The following is an 18,542-nucleotide window of genomic DNA, read 5'->3' on the forward strand; positions in this document are numbered from 1 at the left end:
GCATGGAACCGGTTAATGACGCAATCAGGCTTCTGGTAGTGGAGGACGATCCGAACCTGAGGATGCTTCTGCACGACTACCTTGAGCTGATGAAGTTTAGTGTGGAGACCGCGGCCGATGGAGCGCAGGGGCTTCAATTGGCGCTCAATGGCCAATACGACCTTTATGTATTGGATGTGATGCTTCCAAAAATGGATGGGTTCAGCCTGGCTGGAAAGATCAGGGAAAATGACCCCGGAACACCTATTATCTTTCTCACTGCCAAAACCATGCAGGAAGACCGCATTACCGGTTTTATGCAAGGTTGCGACGATTACATCACCAAGCCTTTCAATACCGATGAGCTCTATGCGCGCATACGTGCCATTCTGAGGCGTTGCAACCGTAAAAAATTCAAAAGTCAGGCAGAGGAGTCTCAAATAACATTTGGCGTATTCACTTTCGATTTCGACAACCTTTTGCTCTCCTCACCAGGTGCCAAGCGCACCCTCACGCGAAAAGAAGCTGCATTGCTAAGGCTTTTGTGCAACAACCGCAATCAGTTGGTTTTGCGCGAAACAGCCCAGAAGGTAGTCTGGGGCGAGAGCGATTATTTTGTCAGCCGCAGCATGGATGTGTTTATCGCCCGTTTGCGCAAATACCTCAAAGAAGATCCCACAGTTACCATTGCCAACGTTTATGGCATGGGTTTTATCCTTAAAGTGGATGACACACAATACAAACAGGATTAATCCTCCTTGTAAACCTTAGCTGCCAGTAGAATACTCAGTTCATACAGGCCTATCAGGGGAATACAAACCATCACCTGACTGAAAACATCCGGAGGAGTGATGATGGCCGATACAATGAGCAGCACGACAAGCATGTATTTCCGGTTGCGACGCAGATAGTCGGGAGTAACCAATCCGGCTCTGGCAAGAAAGTAGATCAGCAGAGGAAGCTGAAAAACCAGGCCCACCGCAAAAGATACGGAAACCACGGTATTGATATAGGAGTTGAGCGAGATTTGGTTGCTTACACTGCTGCTTACCTGATAGCTTCCCAAAAAATTGATGGTGAGCGGTACGATGAGGAAATAACCAAAAAGCAGGCCTGCAACAAAAAGAAGCGAACTATTGGCAATGGCAAGCTGCGATTTCTTTTTTTCGCCGGGATACAGGGCCGGGCGCACAAAATTCCACAATTGGTAGATGATAAAAGGGAAGGCTAAAACCACTCCTGCCATGGCCGAGGTATAAAGATGCACCAGAAACTGCCCCGACATGTTGATGTTGATGATCTGAATGTTCAGCTTGTCAAAACATAGTCCGTCAATTTGCAGTTGCGTTCCCAACTTACAAAGCCAGCGGTTGGTTACAAAGTCGGCCCTGGATGGACCGAGAATAATCTGATCAAAAACGATAACCCGATTGACAAAGGCCACAACAGCCATTGCCAGTATTGCCAGAATGCTTCTTACCAGCCTCGCCCTCAACTCGTCGAGGTGGTCCCAGAACGACATCTCACGCTCCTCGTCAACTTCCTGATTCATCCTGTGCTGTTTTTGGCAAAGGTACTAAAGGAAAAAATTGCATGGCCCGCTTGAATGTGCATTCATTATGTGCGCATTTGTTGTTTTTGGTAGTTAATGCAAATAATACAGTCAAAATGGTTGTTTCGGGTAACAAATGTCGATTTTCGACCAAAATTTGCAAAAAAACGTTATGAAAATTGTTCTTTCAACAAAAAATATATCTTTGCCAATAAGGCTGACAAATATTAAAGTTTAACCTAAAACCCAATTCTATGAAAAAATCTTTACTCTTTTTGGTGTTTCTTTTGCCGGCGGTTATGTTGCATGCCTCCGACTGGCGCCAGAAACGTGAAGAGCGCGTGCGCAATATTTATTTGCCCGCACCTCATGCCATCGAAGATGTGGTAGTCATTAACAACCTGCCCAATCCTTTTGTAGCCAATCTGAAGTTCGGACCTGACGTGGTCATCGGCAAGACGCGCTACGACCTGCAATCGAACTATGCCATGGGACGTCGGGTGCACCTTTTCCCCGATGGTACCATTGGAGCAACCTGGACTTACGGTATGCTCGACCCCAACTTCTCGGATCGCGGAACGGCCTACAACTATTTCAATGGAACGGCCTGGGGAGCGCTTCCGACCGCAAGGGTTGAACCAGTGCGCACGGGTTGGCCGTCGTATGCCCCCTGGGGGCCCAATGGCGAAATTATTGTTTCGCACACAGGTGCTGCTAATGGACTGATCTTCAGCAGAAGGGAAACCAAGGGCAGCGGGGCCTGGACGCACTCCTACCTGGCTGGACCTGCCGAAGTGCCCAACCTGCTCTGGCCACGCATGATTACCAGCGGCGAAAACAACGAAGTCATTCATGTGATTGCCCTCACGGCCCCAACAGCCAATGGCGGAGTCGTTTATCAGGGGCTTGACGGTGCCTTGCTCTACAGCCGTTCCACTGACGGCGGAGAAACCTGGGACCCGCAGAACGTGCTGCTTGAAGGCATCACCGCCAACGACCTGTTGCGCGTACGTGCCGACACCTATGCCTGGGCTGCTCCATTCGGCAACACAATCGCATTTGTAGTGGGCGATGGATATGGCGACGGCATCGTAATGAAATCGGAAGATGGAGGCGATACATGGGAAAAGATGCTGTATTACGAAAGCATCGACAAATTCATGGATGGCAATACCACTTATCCCATACACGGAGGAACGGATTCGTATCAGCATGCCGTGATTGATGACCTGGGGAGGGTGCACGTAGCCGTGGGTCGTCAGATTCACCGCGCCGAGGCTGGATTGTTCTACTATCCTTACAGCAACGGCCTGCTTTACTGGAATGAAACCATGCCTCCGCTCGATACTACCAAAATTGGCAGCTCTATCCTGGATGCTTCTGTGGTTGCTCCGGGTTATTTGCTTGCAGAAGTTGTCGAAACAGCAACCGATACAATCTCAGCCATCACCAGCCCTAACTATTATGCTGCCTTGACTAGCATGCCCCAGCTGGTGTTCGACCACCAGAACAAAATTCTGTATGCCTTCTACTCGGCAATCAGTCCGGGCTATGTGGACAGCGATGGCAACAACTACCGCCACATCTGGATGAGGTTTTCGGATGATTATGGCCAGACCTGGAGCCCCTATACCGATCTGCACGATGATATCTTCCACCTGTTCACCGAGTGTGTCTATCCCTCGGCTGCTTCCGCTGTGAACGATAAAGTGCATCTGATTTATCAGAGCGACAACTTTATTGGCGGCAGCAACAGGCCAACACCTCCAAACCATGGCCATGTGGACAACGACATCGTTCACCTTACTGTGAATACGGTAACAGGAATCAACGAAAAGCCGGCCACTGTGCTTTCCATTGATAAGGTTTACCCCAACCCTGCCCGCAACGAGGCTTTCGTAACCATTCGGGTTGACAAACCGCTTACTGCCCGCATCAGCCTGGTCAACCTTATCGGTCAGGAGGTGCAGTCTACCACCCAGCAATTCAACTACATTGGCATCCACAAAGCTGCCCTCGACCTGAGCAAACTCGACAGGGGAGTATATTTTGTGCGTGTATCCAATGGTAACCAAGTAGTTACGCAGAAAATCATAGTTCATTAATACGGGTTTTATTTCTGCGGCCGGGGGTTTTCCCCCGGCTTTTTTGTTTTATCACCTTCCACATCCCTGTTAAACATAATTAACAGCCTTTGGTGTGCTGCCTCTACCAGTGCGCTGGCGAACATTGATTACTTTTGTTGCACGCTAACTGCAACAAGCTCTATGAATCAAATTACCAAACAGTCTGTAATTGACACACTTAAAGAGGTTATTTATTTTCCGAAGGGCGACAATATTGTCAATCTTGGGATGCTCGACGGGCTGGAAGTTTCAGAAGGTAAGGTGAGTTTCAGGCTGGTTTTTCCAAAGCTCAACGAGCCCCCTGTGCGTATCGTGAGTGCCACCGCCGAGAAAATGCTCCGCGAACGTTTTGGTCAGGACTTTGCCCTCGAAATCATCCCGATAACTGAAAAGGAAAAAGGCCTCGGTCCGTTGGCCGGGGTACGCAATATCATCGCCGTAGTTTCGGGCAAAGGTGGGGTGGGCAAATCCACTGTGGCAGCTAACCTTGCTATCGCATTGTCGAAAAAGGGTTTTCGTGTCGGGCTCATCGATGCCGATATTTACGGGCCTTCGGTGCCTGTGATGTTTGGCGTGGTGGACGAGATGCCCGAAGCCAGAGAAAGAAATGGCAAGCCCGCCATCGTTCCGATTGAGAAACATGGCATCAAGCTGCTTTCGATCGGTTTTTTTGTGGATGTGACCAAACCCCTGGTCTGGCGTGGGCCGATGGCTACCAGCGCCCTGAACCAACTGCTGGGCGATGCCGACTGGGGAATACTCGATTACCTGGTCATCGACATGCCTCCGGGCACAGGCGACATTCAGCTGACATTGGCACAGTCCTATTCCGTGACAGGCGCCGTTGTGGTCACTACCCCGCAAAAAGTGGCATTTGCTGATGTGCACCGGGCTGCAAATATGTTCAAGCAGGAAAAATTAACCATTCCTTTGCTTGGACTCATTGAAAATATGGCCTATTTTGTGCCTTCCGACCTGCCCGACAGAAAGTATTATATCTTTGGTCGGACGAATGGTGAACGCTTTGCTGAAGTTCTGGGGGTACAATTCCTTGGGCAAATCCCCATTGTGGATCAGATTGCCTCATCGGGTGATTCCGGCTCACCCATTGCCCTCGACGATAATCACCCCATCTCCAAAGCTTTTGCCGAAGTTGCGGAAAAAGTTATTGAAAGCGTAAACAAAAATTAAATCGCATAGCCATGGCCGAAGACAAAGAAGTATTGGTTCGTAAAGTGAAGAACATTATCGAGCAGGTGCGTCCTTACCTGCAGCAGGATGGAGGCGACATCAGCTTTGTGGAGCTTACCGACGACCTTGTGGTGAACGTGGAACTCACAGGGGCATGCGGATCCTGCCCATACAGCACCATGACCCTAAAGAATGGGGTGGAAAACACCATCCGCAAGGCGATACCCGAGATTAAATCGGTGGAAGCTGTCAATCTGGGCTAATCCGTTCTAAATCAGCTCAGATATTTTGCCACGATGGGCATTCTCCGGCCCATGCCGAATGCCTTGGGCGATACCCTGAGGATGGGCGGGGTTTGTTTTCGCTTGTACTCGTTCATGTTCACCAGCCTCAGCACCCGCTTTACCAAACCGGCGTCGAAGCCCATCTGAACGAGTTCCTGGGGGCCTTGACGCTGTTCAATGTACTGATACAATATCTGGTCGAGTATGGCATAATCCGGCAGGCTGTCCGAGTCGAGCTGGCCGGGGCGCAACTCGGCCGAAGGCGGTTTGGTGATGCTGTTATCGGGGATAAATTCACCATCTTTGTTGATGTACCGGGCTAGCTCATATACCTCAGTTTTGTACACATCACCAAGCACCGACAGTCCGCCGTTCATGTCGCCGTACAGCGTGCCGTAACCCACTGCTGCCTCACTTTTGTTGCTGGTATTGAGCAGGATATGGTTGAATTTGTTGGCGTATGCCATCAAAATCAACCCCCGCAGCCTCGCTTGCATGTTTTCTTCTGTCAGCCCGAAAGGTGTGCCTTCAAAAATGGGCTGGAGCACTTTTTCGACAGTTTCGTAAGGTGGTGCAATGGGAACGGTATAGTGAGGGCATCCCAGATTTTCAGCCAGCGCAATTGCGTCGGTCACCGAGTGCGTGCTAGAAAACTGCGAAGGCATGAGGATGCCTGTTACGTTTTCAGGTCCGAGTGCGCGCGCGGCAAGTGCCATGGTCACAGCCGAATCGATGCCACCCGACAGACCGAGCACTGCTTTTTTGAATCCCATCTTCCCGAAATAGTCGCGGATGCCGGTGATGAGGGCATCGTGAATCAATGCGGTTTTTTGGCTGAAATCGGGCTCAAAACCTTCCTCAGATTTTTCAAGATGGGCAGTATCAACAATCTCTATGGCTTCGGCAAAATAAGGCAGCAGGCAGCCCACCTTGCCATTGGCCATCATGGCGGCCGACCCACCGTCGAAGATCAACTCAGTTTGTGCGCCCACGTGGTTGACGTAGACGAGCGGGATACCATATTTTTCGACGTTTGCTTTGAGTACCTCATGCCGGCGTTTTGCCTGGTTGTAATGAAAGGGCGAAGCCGCTATGTTGATCATCAGGTCGGGTTTGTCTTTCTGCAGCTCAGCCATTGGGTCGATGGTATAGAGCCGGCTTTGCCCCAGATCCCAGATGTCTTCGCAAATGGTAAGAGCTATTGTAAGCCCTTTAAAATGAAGTGTCCGGAATGACTTTGCAGGTTCAAAATAGCGGTATTCGTCAAATACGTCGTAGTTTGGCAACAGGCCTTTGTGAAAAAAATCGATCTGCCCTTTGTAGCAAAATGCAGCGGAATTGAACAGAGGTTTGCCTTTGTCGCCCCTGTTTCGGCTTGGCGCACCCACAATGGCCGCAATATCCTGACAATGGTCGGCTATGTCTTGAAGGGCTGCCTCTGTCTGGCGGATGAAATCGTCGAACTCCAGAAAATCGAGTGGGGGATAACCACAAACGGACAATTCGGCAAATACTGCCAGGTCGGCTCCCTTTGTCCGGGCTAAGGCAAGCGCTTCGAGGATTTTTTTTGTGTTGGCCTCAAAATCGCCTATCCGGAAATTGATCTGCGCTAAAGCGATTTTCACAAAACCAGTGGATTGAAATTAAAACAACACTCCGACCTTAAGCTCAAGGAAGCTAAAAGTGCCTTTCACCTTGTCGCCCGAAATGTTGTTGGTGCCTTTGAGCACATTGAGCAGGCCGTTGTCCCAGCGCAAGCCGATATTGAGCTTTGTCGTTTCTGCAAGTTCTTTGTACACCCCGGCGCCGATGATCATCGAAGTGCGGCTGTAGCGCATCTCATTGTCCACGTCTTTTTTGTTTTCCGTGCCGAACAAACGATCGTTGACATAAAATTTTTCATCTGCCGAGGCATTGAGCCTGAGGGCCAGGGCCAACCCAAAATCACCGTAAATGGAATAGCCGTTGCTGATTTCCTGTGTGCGCATGCGCAAAACTGCCGGAATCTGAACGTAACTGGTGTTTAGCTTGCGGCGGGTTAAACCATTGGAGTCATCTTTTTTTTCGGGGAATGTATATTTCCCGTTCAGGTAAAGGAATCTAAGGCCAGTGTTAATGGCATAGTTTTCAACGAGGTAGATGTCTCCGACAAAACCCCAGCTGAAACCCATTCTTACGCCATCGGTTTCATAGTTGTTGGTATTCGGGCTGACCCAACCGATGTTGGGCGCCAGCTCAAAGCCAAACTGAAATGCCTTTTCCTGTGCAAATGAAGTAACTGATATTGCCAAAAAAATGGTGAGGAGTAAATTGCGTGCCATATCTCAATGATTTGAAGCAAAATTAACAATTCTGGCTAAGTTTGGTAATTGTATATCTAAGTTCGATGTCGGCATGCCGGGGCCGACTAAACCGAATGTTCTAATTTTACATCGAAATGACACGCACAGGTGGTTGAAGAATTAAAGAATGGTGATTCTCACAGCCGGGGAATGCGCAGGTTTTTGCAAAACACTGTGGGGGTAGTGGCGTTAATATTCATTCTGTTGGTGGCTTTGGCTGCATTATTTTCATACCACATTTCCCCCGACCCGACGCCTGGAGCCAATCGTCAGATGCTTGAAATTGCATCCTTGTCGCCCGGCACAGGCATCCAGGTGTTACGCATTCAACGTGGGCAGCCCGATAGCACGGGATTTTTCGGGCGTTTTATTCATGGCAGGCGCGATCATTTCGAAAGCGTTCCTCTGCGCAGCTGGCGTTTTGATCAGGATAAGTTATGCTACGAGGTTTTTGATGCGGATGCTGCACAGCAATCGGAGGAGGTATGTTTGGCTCTGCAGCAGATAGTATTTGGCGAAGGTGCCGATAAGTTGATGGCTGTTCAATCGGTGGCAGAGCTCCGCGAAAAGGTGGAGAATCAGCATATTGTTGATGCGACCTTCTGGCTGGGCACGGATCAGTTTGGGCGCGATATGCTCAGCCGCATGTTGCTAGGATCGCGCATCAGCCTTTCGGTAGGTTTTATTGCAGTTTTCATTTCGTTGTTGATTGGGCTTTTCATTGGCAGCCTAGGGGGATATTTCGGGGGCAGGACCGACGATGTAGTTATGTGGTTGATTAATGTCATATGGTCGCTGCCCACCTTGTTGCTGGTTATTGCCATCACCTTTGCATTGGGAAAAGGGTTCTGGCAGGTGTTTGTGGCGGTGGGGCTTACCATGTGGGTCGAGGTTGCCCGCGTGGTTCGTGGTCAGCTGATCAGTCTGCGCGAGAAAGAGTTTGCCGAAGCTGCAAGGGCATTGGGATACAACCATTTCCGAATAGTTTTCAGGCATTTGCTGCCCAATGTGGTCAGTCCGCTCATTGTCATTTCGGCCGGCAATTTTGCTTCTGCCATCTTGATTGAGGCTGGCCTGAGTTTTCTGGGTTTGGGCGTGCAGCCGCCCATGCCCTCCTGGGGCAGCATGTTGCGCGAAAATTATGCATTTATCCTGCTCGATGCGGCCCACCTGGCCATTTTGCCCGGCCTGGCCATCATGCTGCTTACCCTTGCGTTTATGCTGGTAGGCAATGCCTTGCGCGACGCACTCGACGTCAGGCTTCCCAAATAAAAAAAACCGGCCATCAGGCCGGCTTTGGCGGTTTTGGTTCTATTTCAATGTTGAGATGTCTTAGTCCTCCTGATAGGGCTTAACCAGTTCGATCAACTCGGGCAGATCCATGCCGATAGCTTGGAGGTGCGAGATTTTTGGCACGCCGTTTTTGTTCCAGCCACGCCTTTGATAAACTGCGTCGAGGAGCTGTTCGTAGCGGTTTTCGCGATACGCACGCAGGGCTTTGAGCTTTTCTTCCGTGCTTTTTCCTTCAGGATCAAATCCGACGAGTTCGCGCAATTGATTGTCGTAGCGCTCAGCACGCGATTCGTATTCTTCGATGGTCACAGGGCCGGCAGCACGGTAGGGTTGGGCATCGTGTTGACGCATGCCATAGCCGCGCCTGAGGTTGAAGATGCGCTGGAAGTTGTACACCCGCTCCGATTGCCTGATCAGCTCGTGCTTGTCGAAAGGTTTTCCGGTTACGGCCTTGTAGATGGTAACGTAGTTGTCCACATGTGCAGGCACTTTGGCAGGTTCGTCGGTAAGGTGGTTGTCTTCGGGTTCCACGTCGTTCCAGGGCAGTTTGCAAAGACCCACCAGACCAAACCAGGTGCGGAACATGGGGAAATAATGCAGGGCTTCGGCCTTGTCTTCGAAGGTAGGAATCTGGTTGTTCACCATGTCCATGAAGATCAGCCAGGCTTCGTCGTGCTGCGGGCCTTTGTTGGTCATGGCATATCCGCCCTGCTGTGCCAGCGATTCTTTGCTGACGTATTGCGAATACTCCAGTCCTTTATTTTCCATGGCGATGTCGTTGATAAACTGCGGGTCGCCCCAGCCGTTCTCGATAAACATCTGTTTGAGTTTGCGCACGCCCAGACCTGCAGTTTTGCCAAATCCTTCGCCCCGGGCCAGCTGGTGCAGCAATTCCATGGCGGCGTCGGCATTTCCGAAGTTGAGCTTAAGCCCACCGGTGCGTTCTTCGTTCAGGATGCCGTTTTCGAAACATTCCATCACAAACCCGAGGATGGTGCCCCAGGTGATGGTACAGATGCCGTAAGTGTCGCAATAGAAGTTTGCTTCGATGGTGAAATCGGGATTGAAGATGCCGGCAATGGAGCCCAGCGATGCAGCGGTTTCATACTCAGGGCCGTCCACCAGCACTTTCTGGCCTTTGTACGGGCCGGTGCGAAGCTGATATTCGTCCACTCCTTTGGAGCACGACATGTTGCAACCAATCCAGCAGCCGTCGGGCACACCTTGTGTGAAGTACGACTTGTACACATCGCTGTGGATGTTGATGGCTTCGGGATGTGAGCCGTATTTGAAGTTGTGCACAGGCAGCAGGTCGTAGTCGTTCATGATGTTGGTCAGGTGGGCCGTACCCTTGCTGCGCATTTCGTTTTGTTTGTCGTCGAGTTCGCGCATTTCGCGGTTGAAGCGACGACCACGTTCCATAATGGCCTCAAGATCAACCACATTGTTGAGATTGCCCTTCACACCGGGTATTTTTGCAACCAAAGCGAGGATCTTTTTGTTGCGAAAAACAGTGCCAATGCCGCCACGACCCGCCTGTTTGAAACGAACTTTTTTGCGTTTGGGGTCGTAGAAACTGAAGTTGAGCATGCCAATCAGTGAGTTCTCGGCAGCGGTTCCGGCTGAAACCACAGCTATGTTTTTCTTGTCCTGTTCGTTGGCTGCGTAATATTCGGTGAGCGCTTCGGCCAGTTCGTGGCTGTCGCGCGGGCCGTCGGGAGCCGGAAGAATTTCAATCTTGTGGTTTACGCCGTCAATAAAGATGATCACATCCTTTTCGGCTTTGCCCTGCACCTCAAAAGCGTCGAAGCCGGCAAACTTGAGGTAAGGCCCGAAAAAGCCACCCACATTGCTGTCCATGGCCTGGTCGGTGGTTGGCGAAATGCTCACGCATATGGATTTGCCGGCACCGGAGTATTGCGTGATGCCTCCGATAGGCCCCGAGGAAATGATGATTTCGTTGGCCGGATCGTCCCAGGCGGTGCGGGGTTCGGTGGCGTCCCACAACAACCTGAGGCCATACCCACGTCCGCCCACAAACTTTTCTTTCATCAAGGGGTCCACATCCTTGATGCGGATCTCGTTGGTGCTCAGGTTGATGTACAAAATCTTGTCCGTATAACCCCGGTCGAGGGCCGTGAAAGTGTAAGCCACCTGCCTGATGGGTTCGTGTGTTAAAGGATAGGATGCAACTTCCATAAATTTAGTGTTATATTTTTCACAAATATAGGTTTTTTATCCGTTTTCTTTGCTGTAAAGTGTTCATTTATAGCAATATGCAATAATTTGCATATCGCCTGGCGTTTTACAAGGGCTTGTGCATTATGGGATTAGGAGGATATTTAGAACGGTTATAAATTCGGCTTTTGGTGTTTCGTGCTTAAATTTGCGGTAATAACGCATTTTTTATGCGCTGGGAGCAGATCAAGAAAGCATTGGCCAGGTACAAGGTAGGTATTGCCGGTTGCGGTGGTCTGGGCAGCAATGCCGCTGTGGCGCTGGCCAGGGTGGGGGTAAAGCAGTTGGTGCTGGCCGACTTTGATGTTATTGAACCGTCGAACCTCAACAGGCAATATTATTTCCTGCATCAGATCGGGGAGTATAAAACTTCGGCCCTTGCCGACAACCTGCATATGATTGCGCGCGGCCTGAAACTCGAATTGCACACCAGAAAGCTTGAGTTTGCCGACATACCACAGGTGTTTGGCGGTTGCCACCTGGTGATCGAGGCTTTCGACAGATCGGAAGCCAAGCAGATGATTGCCGAATCCATGCTGGCCCATATGCCCAGGGTGCCCTTGATCATGGGCAACGGCATGGCCGGAATTGGGATGTTCGACAAGATCAGGCAGGAGCAATGGTTCGAAAATGTGTATGTTTGTGGCGACTTCGTCAGCGAGGCTGGCGAAGATTTGCCACCCCTGGCGCCACGTGTGGGCATCGTATCGAATATGATGGCCAACCTGGCGCTCGAGCTTTTGCTAAAAATGAATACCAATGGAAATCATACTCAACAACCGTAAAGAATCGATACCCGGCGGTCCGATGACGGTGAACGAGCTCATCAAAGCCCGTAACTTTACTTTTAAGATGTTGGTTACCAAGGTCAATGGTCAGTTGGTGCGGGTTGAGGAACGCGACAAGGTGATGGTGAATGAGGGCGACAAGGTTGAGGTGCTCCATCTGATTTCGGGAGGATGACAGGTATCCGGACATACATAAGATCTACTGAGATGGAGGCCTCGCAGCCACCTCAGGATGTGGTTATCCGCATCGAAGAACTATCTGTTTTTCAGCGGAAAAACCTGGTGTTGAACAAGGTAAACCTGACCATACGCAAAGGAGAGTTTGTTTATCTCATCGGCAAAACAGGCAGCGGCAAGTCGAGTCTGCTTAAGACCTTGTATGCCGAGCTTCCGGTGCTCGAGGGCAGGGCCTATATTGCAGGTTACGATCTTTCGGTGCTCCGGCGCAAAGACATACCTTACCTGCGTCGCAGGTTGGGTATTGTTTTTCAGGACTTTCAGCTCATGAACGATCGCACGGTGAACGACAACCTGGCATTTGTGCTGCAAGCCACAGGCTGGAAAAACAAACAACAGATGATGCACCGCATTAAGGAAGTGCTGATGCTGGTGGGTCTGGTTACCAAAGGATACAAATTTCCTCACCAGCTCTCGGGGGGCGAGCAGCAACGGGTGGCCATTGCCAGGGCTTTGCTTAATAAACCTGAAATTATTCTGGCCGACGAACCCACCGGCAACCTTGATCCGGAGACAGCCAACGGAATCCTGCGCCTGCTGATGAGCATCAGCGAGCAGGGTCATGCCGTTCTGATGGCCACACACAACTACAACCTCATCCACAAGTTCCCGGCACGGGTGGTAAAATGCGAGGAGGGCACCCTCTCCGACAGCGCCCAGAAGACCGACAACAGCTGAGCTCAGGCCTGGCCAAACAGAATATCGATCAGCCTGTCGGTATTGTGCCCATTGTGGTAGAGCTGTGCAAGTTTTTTCTCCCTTCGGGCGATTTCTTTGGCCGTAAAATCGCGGCGCAGCAGCCGCTTCAGCTGTTGTTTGATCGATTCGGCCCCGTTTGAGAGGATGCAAAGCTCATCGAGGGCACTTCCACTAAGCATTTTGTCGTTTACCAGACAATAGCGCCCGTTGTAAAGCGTGTTTATCAACTTGAGCTTGAGGCCGGTAGCCTGAAAAGTGATCAGCAGATGGATGTGTGCATTGCGGATAATTCCGGCCAATGTCGCATCGTCGGGATTGGCAATCAGTTTTACGTGGGGCATGCTTGCAACCCTATCCGCCAGCCATCTGGGAGGGTTGAGCCCGGCAATGACAAAAGGCACGTCCATGTCGCTGAACACATTTTCGAGAAGGTACTTTACCGCACTGTGGTTTTCGTTTACCGACAGGTTGCCGTGGTAGAGCACATAATCGCCCTTACCGGTAAGAATATTGACTTGTTGATGGGGGTGAAAAGCCGGAATGAAATGGACGTTCGGGTATTTTGTTCCAAAATAGGCGGCATCTTTGCGCGAGATGGCCACAATGCCCGAGGCTTTTTCCAGCACTTTTTCGTAGCGTTCGAGCTTTCTGGCCTCATTGGCGAAATAATACTTCTTCAGGAACTGCGATTCGGCACTGGCCAGGTTGCGATAGTATTCGTGCTCGATATTGTGGGTGCGAACTGCTATTTTGCGCGATGCAAAACGCGGGTCGTTGAGCAGCATGGTGGTGTGCAGCCCCTCGAGCAGGATTGGGTGCTCATCAGCCAGCAACTTTTGGTTGAGCTCTTCCGAAGTGCGTGAGCAGACAATATAGGGCAGGTTTCGGAAAAGATTGGTTTTCGCCAGGTCGCGTTTATAATAACTTACAGAAGCACAGACACTTTCCAGCTCTTTCTGGTGTCCGCGACCGTATTCAAAAGCATGAAGATGCACTTTGATGCCTTTGTGATGCAGTGACCTGATTTTGTAGTACACATCAATGACACCACCGTAATTGGCTGGCCAGGGTACGTCGAACGATACAACATGGAGGTGATTGTCAGAGGTACTGCTCATAACAGGCAATCAGAATTGGCTCTTCGTTTTCCCAGCAAAGCTCCAGTGCCGCTTTGGCAGCATTAAGCTTCCAACGTTCCAAACGTTGTTCGTCGCCAAATATTTCGTTTACTGCCAGGGCAATTTCTTCTGGCTTGTGGCTTTGGATGCACAGACCGACATCATATGTTTCGACGATGTTAGCCACTTCGGGCAGATTGCTGGCCAGCACGGGAATTCCGGCTTGTATGTAATCGAAGAGTTTGTTGGGCAGGCTGAACCGGTAGTTGATGTTGGTGTCTTTGTCGAGGGTCAGGCCCAGGCTGGCGCAACGGGTGTATTGCATCATCTGTGCATATGGCATGCGGGGGAGGAAACGCACCCTGTCGGTAAGATTGTTCTTATCTGCCAATGTTTTGAGTTCGGGCAGCACATCGCCTCCGCCAACAATAAGCAAATGCATGCCGGGCAGATATTTCATGGCCAGCACCATTTCTTCGGCTCCCCGTTGTATGTTGATGCCCGACCCTTGCAGGATCAGTATCGGAATATGTTCGGGCAGGCCGATTGATTTTCTTGTCACCTCGCCATCAGGCTGGTATCTGGCTGGAATGTTTCGCACCACACGCACCGGAATATTGTACTCCTGCCTGAAAAGTTCGGCAATGGATTCATTTACCGTGATCATCTCGGGCAGGCGGGGTACAATGGCGCTTTCGATGCTTTTCCAGATGGACCGGATGAGCGGACGGTTGGCCAGCTCCGGGGTGCCGGTGTAATATTCGTGGCTGTCGAACACCAGAGGAATACCCCGCAACCTGCTGACCAGATAGGCAGGAAGCAGGGTGTCGAGGTCGTTGGCCACAATCAGGTTTGTTTTGGCAAACAACAGCTTGCGGAAAAATAACAGGTTGATGGACGCATAAAACAGCGGTCCTTTTTCGAACCACAGCCTGAAACGCTTCGATTCATAGGCACGCTGATCCATGGGGGGCGACCCGCTCCGCCGGCGCCCCCAAAGACAGGGAGCGAAACCTGCTTTGATCAAAGCCAGGCAGGATTTGTGTACGCGCTGGTCGGTAACAAGATCGTTTGTTACAAGAACTATGGCTTTTTTCAAGGCAGCGTCGGCTTATTATTTTCCTGACGTCATAACAAACTGCACAGTTGCATCAGTTATTACATCCTTTCGGACAAACCTTTGTTTTAAGTTGATCCAACATAATTCGGTCAGGTGCAACCATTCCGGTCGAATACTGTTAAGTAGCTGTTTTACAATGGTATATGATGATATTTGACGAATAAGCTTTTGGTGGCTACCTTTGTGAAAAAATGCGGTAATGCTTCGCAATTACAACCTGCGCAGGCACAACACTTTCGGGCTGGACGTGATGTGCAGTTTTGCCACCAAAGTGCTTGATCAGTCGAGGCTCGAGGAGCTGTTTCGCGAGGGGTATTTCAGGAACGAGCGCTGGCTCGTGCTTGGCGGGGGCAGCAATGTGCTGTTTCTCGAGGACTTTTACGATGGCCTGGTGTTGATCGTTGAAAACAAGGGCATTACCTTGAGCAGCGATCTGGGCGACGAGGTGGTGGTGAGTGTGGCCGCCGGTGAAGACTGGTCGGGATTCGTGGAACAGATGGTGAAAGCCGGTTTGGGTGGGGTGGAAAATCTTACACTCATACCGGGTAAGGCCGGAGCCGCACCGATGCAGAATATTGGTGCTTATGGGGTGGAGCTCAGGGATGTGTTTCACAGCTTGCAGGCCTTCGATACGCTCACGGGCGAAGTGGTGGAGTTTTTGCCGGAGGATTGTGAGTTTGGTTACCGGACCAGTGTATTCAAAACCCTCTACCGCAATCGTTTTGTTATTCTTGGCATTGATCTGCGGCTGAAAAAGCACCCGCAACTTCAGCTTGAATATGGAAGTATCCGTCAGCAATTGCGCGAGGATGGAATACAGCGTCCTGATATTCAGGATGTAAGCAGAGCTGTGGCAAAAATTCGCAGCGCAAAGCTGCCCGATCCGGAGCTGATTGGCAATGCCGGAAGTTTTTTCAAAAACCCGGTGGTGCACCCGGCCATGTTCGAAATGATCAGGGCGGAGTTTCCCGGCATTCCTTCCTATGCCTCCGAGGATGGAAACATCAAGCTTCCGGCAGGCTGGCTCATCGAAAAGGCAGGCTGGAAAGGCTACCGTAAAGGCGATGCCGGAGTGTACGAACGCCAGGCCCTGGTGCTGGTTAATTATGGCAATGCCACCGGAGCCGACATCTGGGAGTTGGCGCTTGAGATTCAGCAATCGGTGAAATCCATGTTTGGAATCACCCTCGAGCCCGAGGTGAATATCATTCGCTGATTCACCACTTTCCTGTTCAAATTTTTCGATTCCGAGCGGCCTTATTGCAACCCGTCGAATAAGGAAATGTACTTTCTTTATAAAAAAATCCAGCGGGTGATACGTTCAGTATATAAAACACTGCGGAGTTTGTTTTTGACCTGGGCCGAGGTGTTCGTCTGGCTGACAGCTCTGCTGTTGCTGGCATTTGTGCCACCGACGGAAACTCAGCAGACCTTTTGCGTATGGCATCATGCCGGGCTGGAAGCCTGTCCGGGCTGCGGTATGGGCCACTCTATAGCTGAATTGTTCAAAGGACATCTTGCCGAATCCTTCAACCGTCATCCGCTTGGCATGTTTGCCGTGCTGGTGATTGTCTGGCGCATCATCCGGCTGAGCTGGTTTAATATAAAAGCGATAAGAACCTTAAAACCAAAATCTTATGTCGAAAATCTATGACTACATGCCCGATATTCAGGGCGAAGAAATGTTGTTTCTTCAAAAACTGACCCAGGAATATTCCGACGAAAAATTGAGGAAGTTTTCTACCATCTACCGTGCCCGTCGTCGCGACCCCATGCTGATCCTGCTCTTGTGTCTGATTGGTTTTCTTGGGTTTGCCGGAATTCACCGTTTTATGATGAACCAGATAGGCATGGGCATTTTATATCTGCTGACAGCCGGTTTGTGCCTTGTGGGCACCATAGTTGATGTGGTTAATTATCAGAGTCTTGCGTTTAACTTCAACAGGCAGGTTGCGGTTGAAGTGCACAGCATGCTGGCCTCGGAGCATTAATCGGACTGTCTCTTTAGCAGCGCTTTGTTTATCTTGCGGGCAATGGATGGGCCGGAATAGATAAAACCTGTGTACACCTGCACAAGGTCGGCGCCTGCCTCCAGCTTCTCGAGGGCATCGGCGGCATTCATGATGCCGCCCACCCCGATGATGGGAAAAGCTTTGCCTGATTTTTCGGCCAGGTACCTGATCACTTCGGTGGAACGCTTTTGCAATGGCAGTCCGCTGAGACCGCCGTTACCGGCGCGCATGGCGGTTTCTTTATCATGTGTAATGGTGTGCCTGGTGATGGTGGTATTGGTGGCCACCACGCCGTCGATGCCGGTTTGTTTCACAATGCTGATCACTTCGTCGAGCTGTTGTTCGTTCAGGTCGGGCGAAACTTTCAGCAAAACCGGTTTGCGTTTTGGCCGGGCATTGTTGTTCTGCTGAATGGTGTTCAGAATTCCCAGCAAGGCCTCCTGGTCCTGCAGGGCTTTCATATTGGTGATATTGGGGCAACTTACGTTGACCACAAAATAATCCACCAGGTCGAACAGTCCTTCGAAGCAGGTCAGGTAATCCTGCGCGGCCTGCTCGTTGGGTGTGAGGGTGTTTTTTCCGATGTTTCCGCCCACAATCAGGCCTGGGGGGCGGTTGGCGAGTTGTTTTTTCACATACTCCAGGCCTTTGTGATTGAAGCCCATGCGGTTGATCAGGCCTTTGTCCCTGCGCAGGCGAAACAAGCGTGGTTTGGGATTGCCGGGCTGTGGCAGGGGAACCACGGTGCCGATTTCCACATGGCTGAATCCGAAAGCCGAAAGCGCACCAAACACCTCTGCATTTTTATCGAAACCGGCAGCAATACCCACCGGATTGTCGAAATCCAGGCCAAAAACCCTGCGGCGAAGCACAGGATGATCCACCCGGTAACAGTTTCGGACGGTTTTTCTGATGGGGTTGAAACCAAAGAAGAATTTCATCAGTCCAACTACCAAATGGTGCACCCGCTCGGGTTCGATGGCAAAAAGCAGCGGCCTGATGATTCTGGTGTAGATCACCTGTACTTGTGTTTTGGGCTATTCGGCAGCCGGTTCTGTATTGTTGTTTTCTTCGTGAGCAGTATCTTCCTTGAAGTCGAGCAATCCTTTTTCAGCCAGAAGGACATACCAGCTGAAAGCTTTCTTGATGTCATTCGGATAAACCCTTTCGGTGTCGTAATCGGGCACGGCCTGGGCAAATTTTTCGGCCATTTGGTCAGGGCTGAGCTTTTTGTAGTCGAAATCGGGTTGCAAGCCAAACTGATCGTGCATTGCCCTGAAAACCTCCTTGAGCGGGCGGTCGTCGCTTGTAGTGAACACGGCTATTTCTTCCAGGGCGCTGATGCGTTGGTGTGTGAATGCTGGAAATCTTTTGCCATCGATAAGCGACTCTACCAGAATACTGTTCTTGCCACTGCCAATCACTTTATAGAGGCCGGGTTTGCCGGCAATCGAAACAATCTTACTCAAATCCATAGCACCAATTTTGGCGCAAAAATAAGCATTTGGACAGTGCGGGGCTTTAACGAAAAGTTTATGCCATCGGATGGCTTTTTGTCATACA

Annotated in this window: 19 protein-coding genes; 11 read left to right on the top strand and 8 right to left on the bottom strand. The window is 50.6% G+C overall.

Annotation, left to right across the window (positions count from 1 at the left end; translation table 11 throughout):
• Positions 1-2: 2 nt before the first annotated feature.
• The gene (locus IPM52_12425) at positions 3-731 is read left to right on the top strand and encodes a response regulator transcription factor (protein ID MBK9292414.1); all 729 of its coding nucleotides are present in this window, start codon (positions 3-5) and stop codon (positions 729-731) included.
• Here IPM52_12425 and tatC read toward each other — a convergent pair.
• A complete protein-coding gene (tatC, locus tag IPM52_12430) occupies positions 728-1,531 on the bottom strand; it encodes a twin-arginine translocase subunit TatC (protein MBK9292415.1) in 804 nt (267 codons plus the stop codon). The two genes, IPM52_12425 and tatC, sit on opposite strands and share 4 nt — an antisense overlap.
• A 254-nt stretch (positions 1,532-1,785) precedes the next feature.
• On the opposite strand from tatC, the gene IPM52_12435 reads away from it, so the two are divergent.
• From IPM52_12435 to IPM52_12445, 3 genes are all read left to right on the top strand, one after another.
• Complete coding sequence (locus tag IPM52_12435; protein ID MBK9292416.1) at positions 1,786-3,636, top strand: T9SS type A sorting domain-containing protein; 1,851 nt, start codon at positions 1,786-1,788, stop codon at positions 3,634-3,636.
• Between the two features lie 162 nt (positions 3,637-3,798).
• Complete coding sequence (locus tag IPM52_12440) at positions 3,799-4,848, top strand: Mrp/NBP35 family ATP-binding protein (GenBank protein MBK9292417.1); 1,050 nt, start codon at positions 3,799-3,801, stop codon at positions 4,846-4,848.
• 11 nt (positions 4,849-4,859) lie between these two features.
• On the top strand, positions 4,860-5,111 hold the full coding sequence (locus IPM52_12445; protein ID MBK9292418.1) for a NifU family protein: 252 nt from the start codon (positions 4,860-4,862) through the stop codon (positions 5,109-5,111).
• An 11-nt stretch (positions 5,112-5,122) separates the two neighbouring features.
• Here IPM52_12445 and IPM52_12450 read toward each other — a convergent pair whose 3' ends face one another.
• Both IPM52_12450 and IPM52_12455 read right to left on the bottom strand, forming a co-directional pair.
• Positions 5,123-6,757, bottom strand: a complete 1,635-nt coding sequence (locus IPM52_12450) for an NAD+ synthase (protein ID MBK9292419.1) — start codon at positions 6,755-6,757, stop codon at positions 5,123-5,125.
• A gap of 18 nt (positions 6,758-6,775) precedes the next feature.
• Positions 6,776-7,453, bottom strand: coding sequence for a PorT family protein (locus IPM52_12455; GenBank protein MBK9292420.1), 678 nt, complete (start codon positions 7,451-7,453; stop codon positions 6,776-6,778).
• Positions 7,454-7,624: 171 nt separating this feature from the next.
• Here IPM52_12455 and IPM52_12460 point away from each other — a divergent pair, with 171 nt between their 5' ends.
• A complete protein-coding gene (locus IPM52_12460; protein ID MBK9292421.1) occupies positions 7,625-8,746 on the top strand; it encodes an ABC transporter permease in 1,122 nt (373 codons plus the stop codon).
• A gap of 60 nt (positions 8,747-8,806) precedes the next feature.
• On the opposite strand, the gene IPM52_12465 is transcribed toward IPM52_12460, so the two are convergent.
• A complete protein-coding gene (locus IPM52_12465) occupies positions 8,807-10,966 on the bottom strand; it encodes an aldehyde:ferredoxin oxidoreductase (protein ID MBK9292422.1) in 2,160 nt (719 codons plus the stop codon).
• A gap of 209 nt (positions 10,967-11,175) precedes the next feature.
• On the opposite strand from IPM52_12465, the gene thiF reads away from it, so the two are divergent.
• From thiF to IPM52_12480, 3 genes are read left to right on the top strand one after another with little or no spacing between them, the layout of a single operon-like run.
• Positions 11,176-11,790 carry a sulfur carrier protein ThiS adenylyltransferase ThiF gene (thiF, locus tag IPM52_12470; GenBank protein ID MBK9292423.1) on the top strand — a complete coding sequence of 205 codons (615 nt, stop codon included), beginning with the start codon at positions 11,176-11,178 and terminating at the stop codon, positions 11,788-11,790.
• Positions 11,765-11,968, top strand: a complete 204-nt coding sequence (thiS, locus tag IPM52_12475) for a sulfur carrier protein ThiS (protein ID MBK9292424.1) — start codon at positions 11,765-11,767, stop codon at positions 11,966-11,968. Before thiF ends, thiS begins: the two co-directional genes overlap by 26 nt.
• A gap of 32 nt (positions 11,969-12,000) precedes the next feature.
• Positions 12,001-12,708: an ATP-binding cassette domain-containing protein gene (locus IPM52_12480; protein ID MBK9292425.1), complete on the top strand. Its 708-nt coding sequence runs from the start codon at positions 12,001-12,003 to the stop codon at positions 12,706-12,708.
• A 2-nt stretch (positions 12,709-12,710) separates the two neighbouring features.
• Here the strand turns inward: IPM52_12480 and IPM52_12485 are convergent, their stop codons facing one another.
• Positions 12,711-13,847: a glycosyltransferase family 1 protein gene (locus IPM52_12485; protein ID MBK9292426.1), complete on the bottom strand. Its 1,137-nt coding sequence runs from the start codon at positions 13,845-13,847 to the stop codon at positions 12,711-12,713.
• A complete protein-coding gene (locus IPM52_12490) occupies positions 13,831-14,946 on the bottom strand; it encodes a glycosyltransferase (protein ID MBK9292427.1) in 1,116 nt (371 codons plus the stop codon). Before IPM52_12490 ends, IPM52_12485 begins: the two co-directional genes overlap by 17 nt.
• 220 nt (positions 14,947-15,166) lie before the next feature.
• Here IPM52_12490 and murB point away from each other — a divergent pair, with 220 nt between their 5' ends.
• The 3 genes from murB (at position 15,167) to IPM52_12505 (ending at position 16,958) form a co-directional block, all read left to right on the top strand.
• The gene (gene murB, locus IPM52_12495) at positions 15,167-16,183 is read left to right on the top strand and encodes a UDP-N-acetylmuramate dehydrogenase (GenBank protein ID MBK9292428.1); all 1,017 of its coding nucleotides are present in this window, start codon (positions 15,167-15,169) and stop codon (positions 16,181-16,183) included.
• A gap of 66 nt (positions 16,184-16,249) precedes the next feature.
• Positions 16,250-16,621, top strand: a complete 372-nt coding sequence (locus IPM52_12500) for a DUF2752 domain-containing protein (GenBank protein ID MBK9292429.1) — start codon at positions 16,250-16,252, stop codon at positions 16,619-16,621.
• Positions 16,605-16,958: a TM2 domain-containing protein gene (locus tag IPM52_12505; GenBank protein MBK9292430.1), complete on the top strand. Its 354-nt coding sequence runs from the start codon at positions 16,605-16,607 to the stop codon at positions 16,956-16,958. Before IPM52_12500 ends, IPM52_12505 begins: the two co-directional genes overlap by 17 nt.
• Here IPM52_12505 and IPM52_12510 read toward each other — a convergent pair.
• Both IPM52_12510 and IPM52_12515 read right to left on the bottom strand, forming a co-directional pair.
• The gene (locus IPM52_12510) at positions 16,955-17,995 is read right to left on the bottom strand and encodes a quinone-dependent dihydroorotate dehydrogenase (protein MBK9292431.1); all 1,041 of its coding nucleotides are present in this window, start codon (positions 17,993-17,995) and stop codon (positions 16,955-16,957) included. The two genes, IPM52_12505 and IPM52_12510, sit on opposite strands and share 4 nt — an antisense overlap.
• A 21-nt stretch (positions 17,996-18,016) precedes the next feature.
• Complete coding sequence (locus IPM52_12515) at positions 18,017-18,454, bottom strand: DUF5606 domain-containing protein (GenBank protein MBK9292432.1); 438 nt, start codon at positions 18,452-18,454, stop codon at positions 18,017-18,019.
• Positions 18,455-18,542 lie beyond the last annotated feature (88 nt).

The organism is Bacteroidota bacterium (assembly GCA_016715945.1).
GTDB lineage: Bacteria > Bacteroidota > Bacteroidia > Bacteroidales > F082 > JALNZU01.

What these genes read in the sequence shown, in the direction of transcription:
- IPM52_12465 (MBK9292422.1), bottom strand. Translation starts at nt 10,966, where the DNA reads ATGGAAGTTGCATCCTATCCTTTAACACACGAACCCATCAGGCAGGTG.
- IPM52_12445 (MBK9292418.1), top strand. Translation starts at nt 4,860, where the DNA reads ATGGCCGAAGACAAAGAAGTATTGGTTCGTAAAGTGAAGAACATTATC.
- tatC (MBK9292415.1), bottom strand. Translation starts at nt 1,531, where the DNA reads ATGAATCAGGAAGTTGACGAGGAGCGTGAGATGTCGTTCTGGGACCAC.
- IPM52_12435 (MBK9292416.1), top strand. Translation starts at nt 1,786, where the DNA reads ATGAAAAAATCTTTACTCTTTTTGGTGTTTCTTTTGCCGGCGGTTATG.
- IPM52_12480 (MBK9292425.1), top strand. Translation starts at nt 12,001, where the DNA reads ATGGAGGCCTCGCAGCCACCTCAGGATGTGGTTATCCGCATCGAAGAA.
- IPM52_12440 (MBK9292417.1), top strand. Translation starts at nt 3,799, where the DNA reads ATGAATCAAATTACCAAACAGTCTGTAATTGACACACTTAAAGAGGTT.
- IPM52_12425 (MBK9292414.1), top strand. Translation starts at nt 3, where the DNA reads ATGGAACCGGTTAATGACGCAATCAGGCTTCTGGTAGTGGAGGACGAT.
- IPM52_12460 (MBK9292421.1), top strand. Translation starts at nt 7,625, where the DNA reads ATGCGCAGGTTTTTGCAAAACACTGTGGGGGTAGTGGCGTTAATATTC.
- IPM52_12515 (MBK9292432.1), bottom strand. Translation starts at nt 18,454, where the DNA reads ATGGATTTGAGTAAGATTGTTTCGATTGCCGGCAAACCCGGCCTCTAT.
- IPM52_12485 (MBK9292426.1), bottom strand. Translation starts at nt 13,847, where the DNA reads ATGAGCAGTACCTCTGACAATCACCTCCATGTTGTATCGTTCGACGTA.
- IPM52_12505 (MBK9292430.1), top strand. Translation starts at nt 16,605, where the DNA reads ATGTCGAAAATCTATGACTACATGCCCGATATTCAGGGCGAAGAAATG.
- IPM52_12500 (MBK9292429.1), top strand. Translation starts at nt 16,250, where the DNA reads ATGTACTTTCTTTATAAAAAAATCCAGCGGGTGATACGTTCAGTATAT.
- IPM52_12455 (MBK9292420.1), bottom strand. Translation starts at nt 7,453, where the DNA reads ATGGCACGCAATTTACTCCTCACCATTTTTTTGGCAATATCAGTTACT.
- thiF (MBK9292423.1), top strand. Translation starts at nt 11,176, where the DNA reads ATGCGCTGGGAGCAGATCAAGAAAGCATTGGCCAGGTACAAGGTAGGT.
- thiS (MBK9292424.1), top strand. Translation starts at nt 11,765, where the DNA reads ATGGAAATCATACTCAACAACCGTAAAGAATCGATACCCGGCGGTCCG.
- murB (MBK9292428.1), top strand. Translation starts at nt 15,167, where the DNA reads ATGCTTCGCAATTACAACCTGCGCAGGCACAACACTTTCGGGCTGGAC.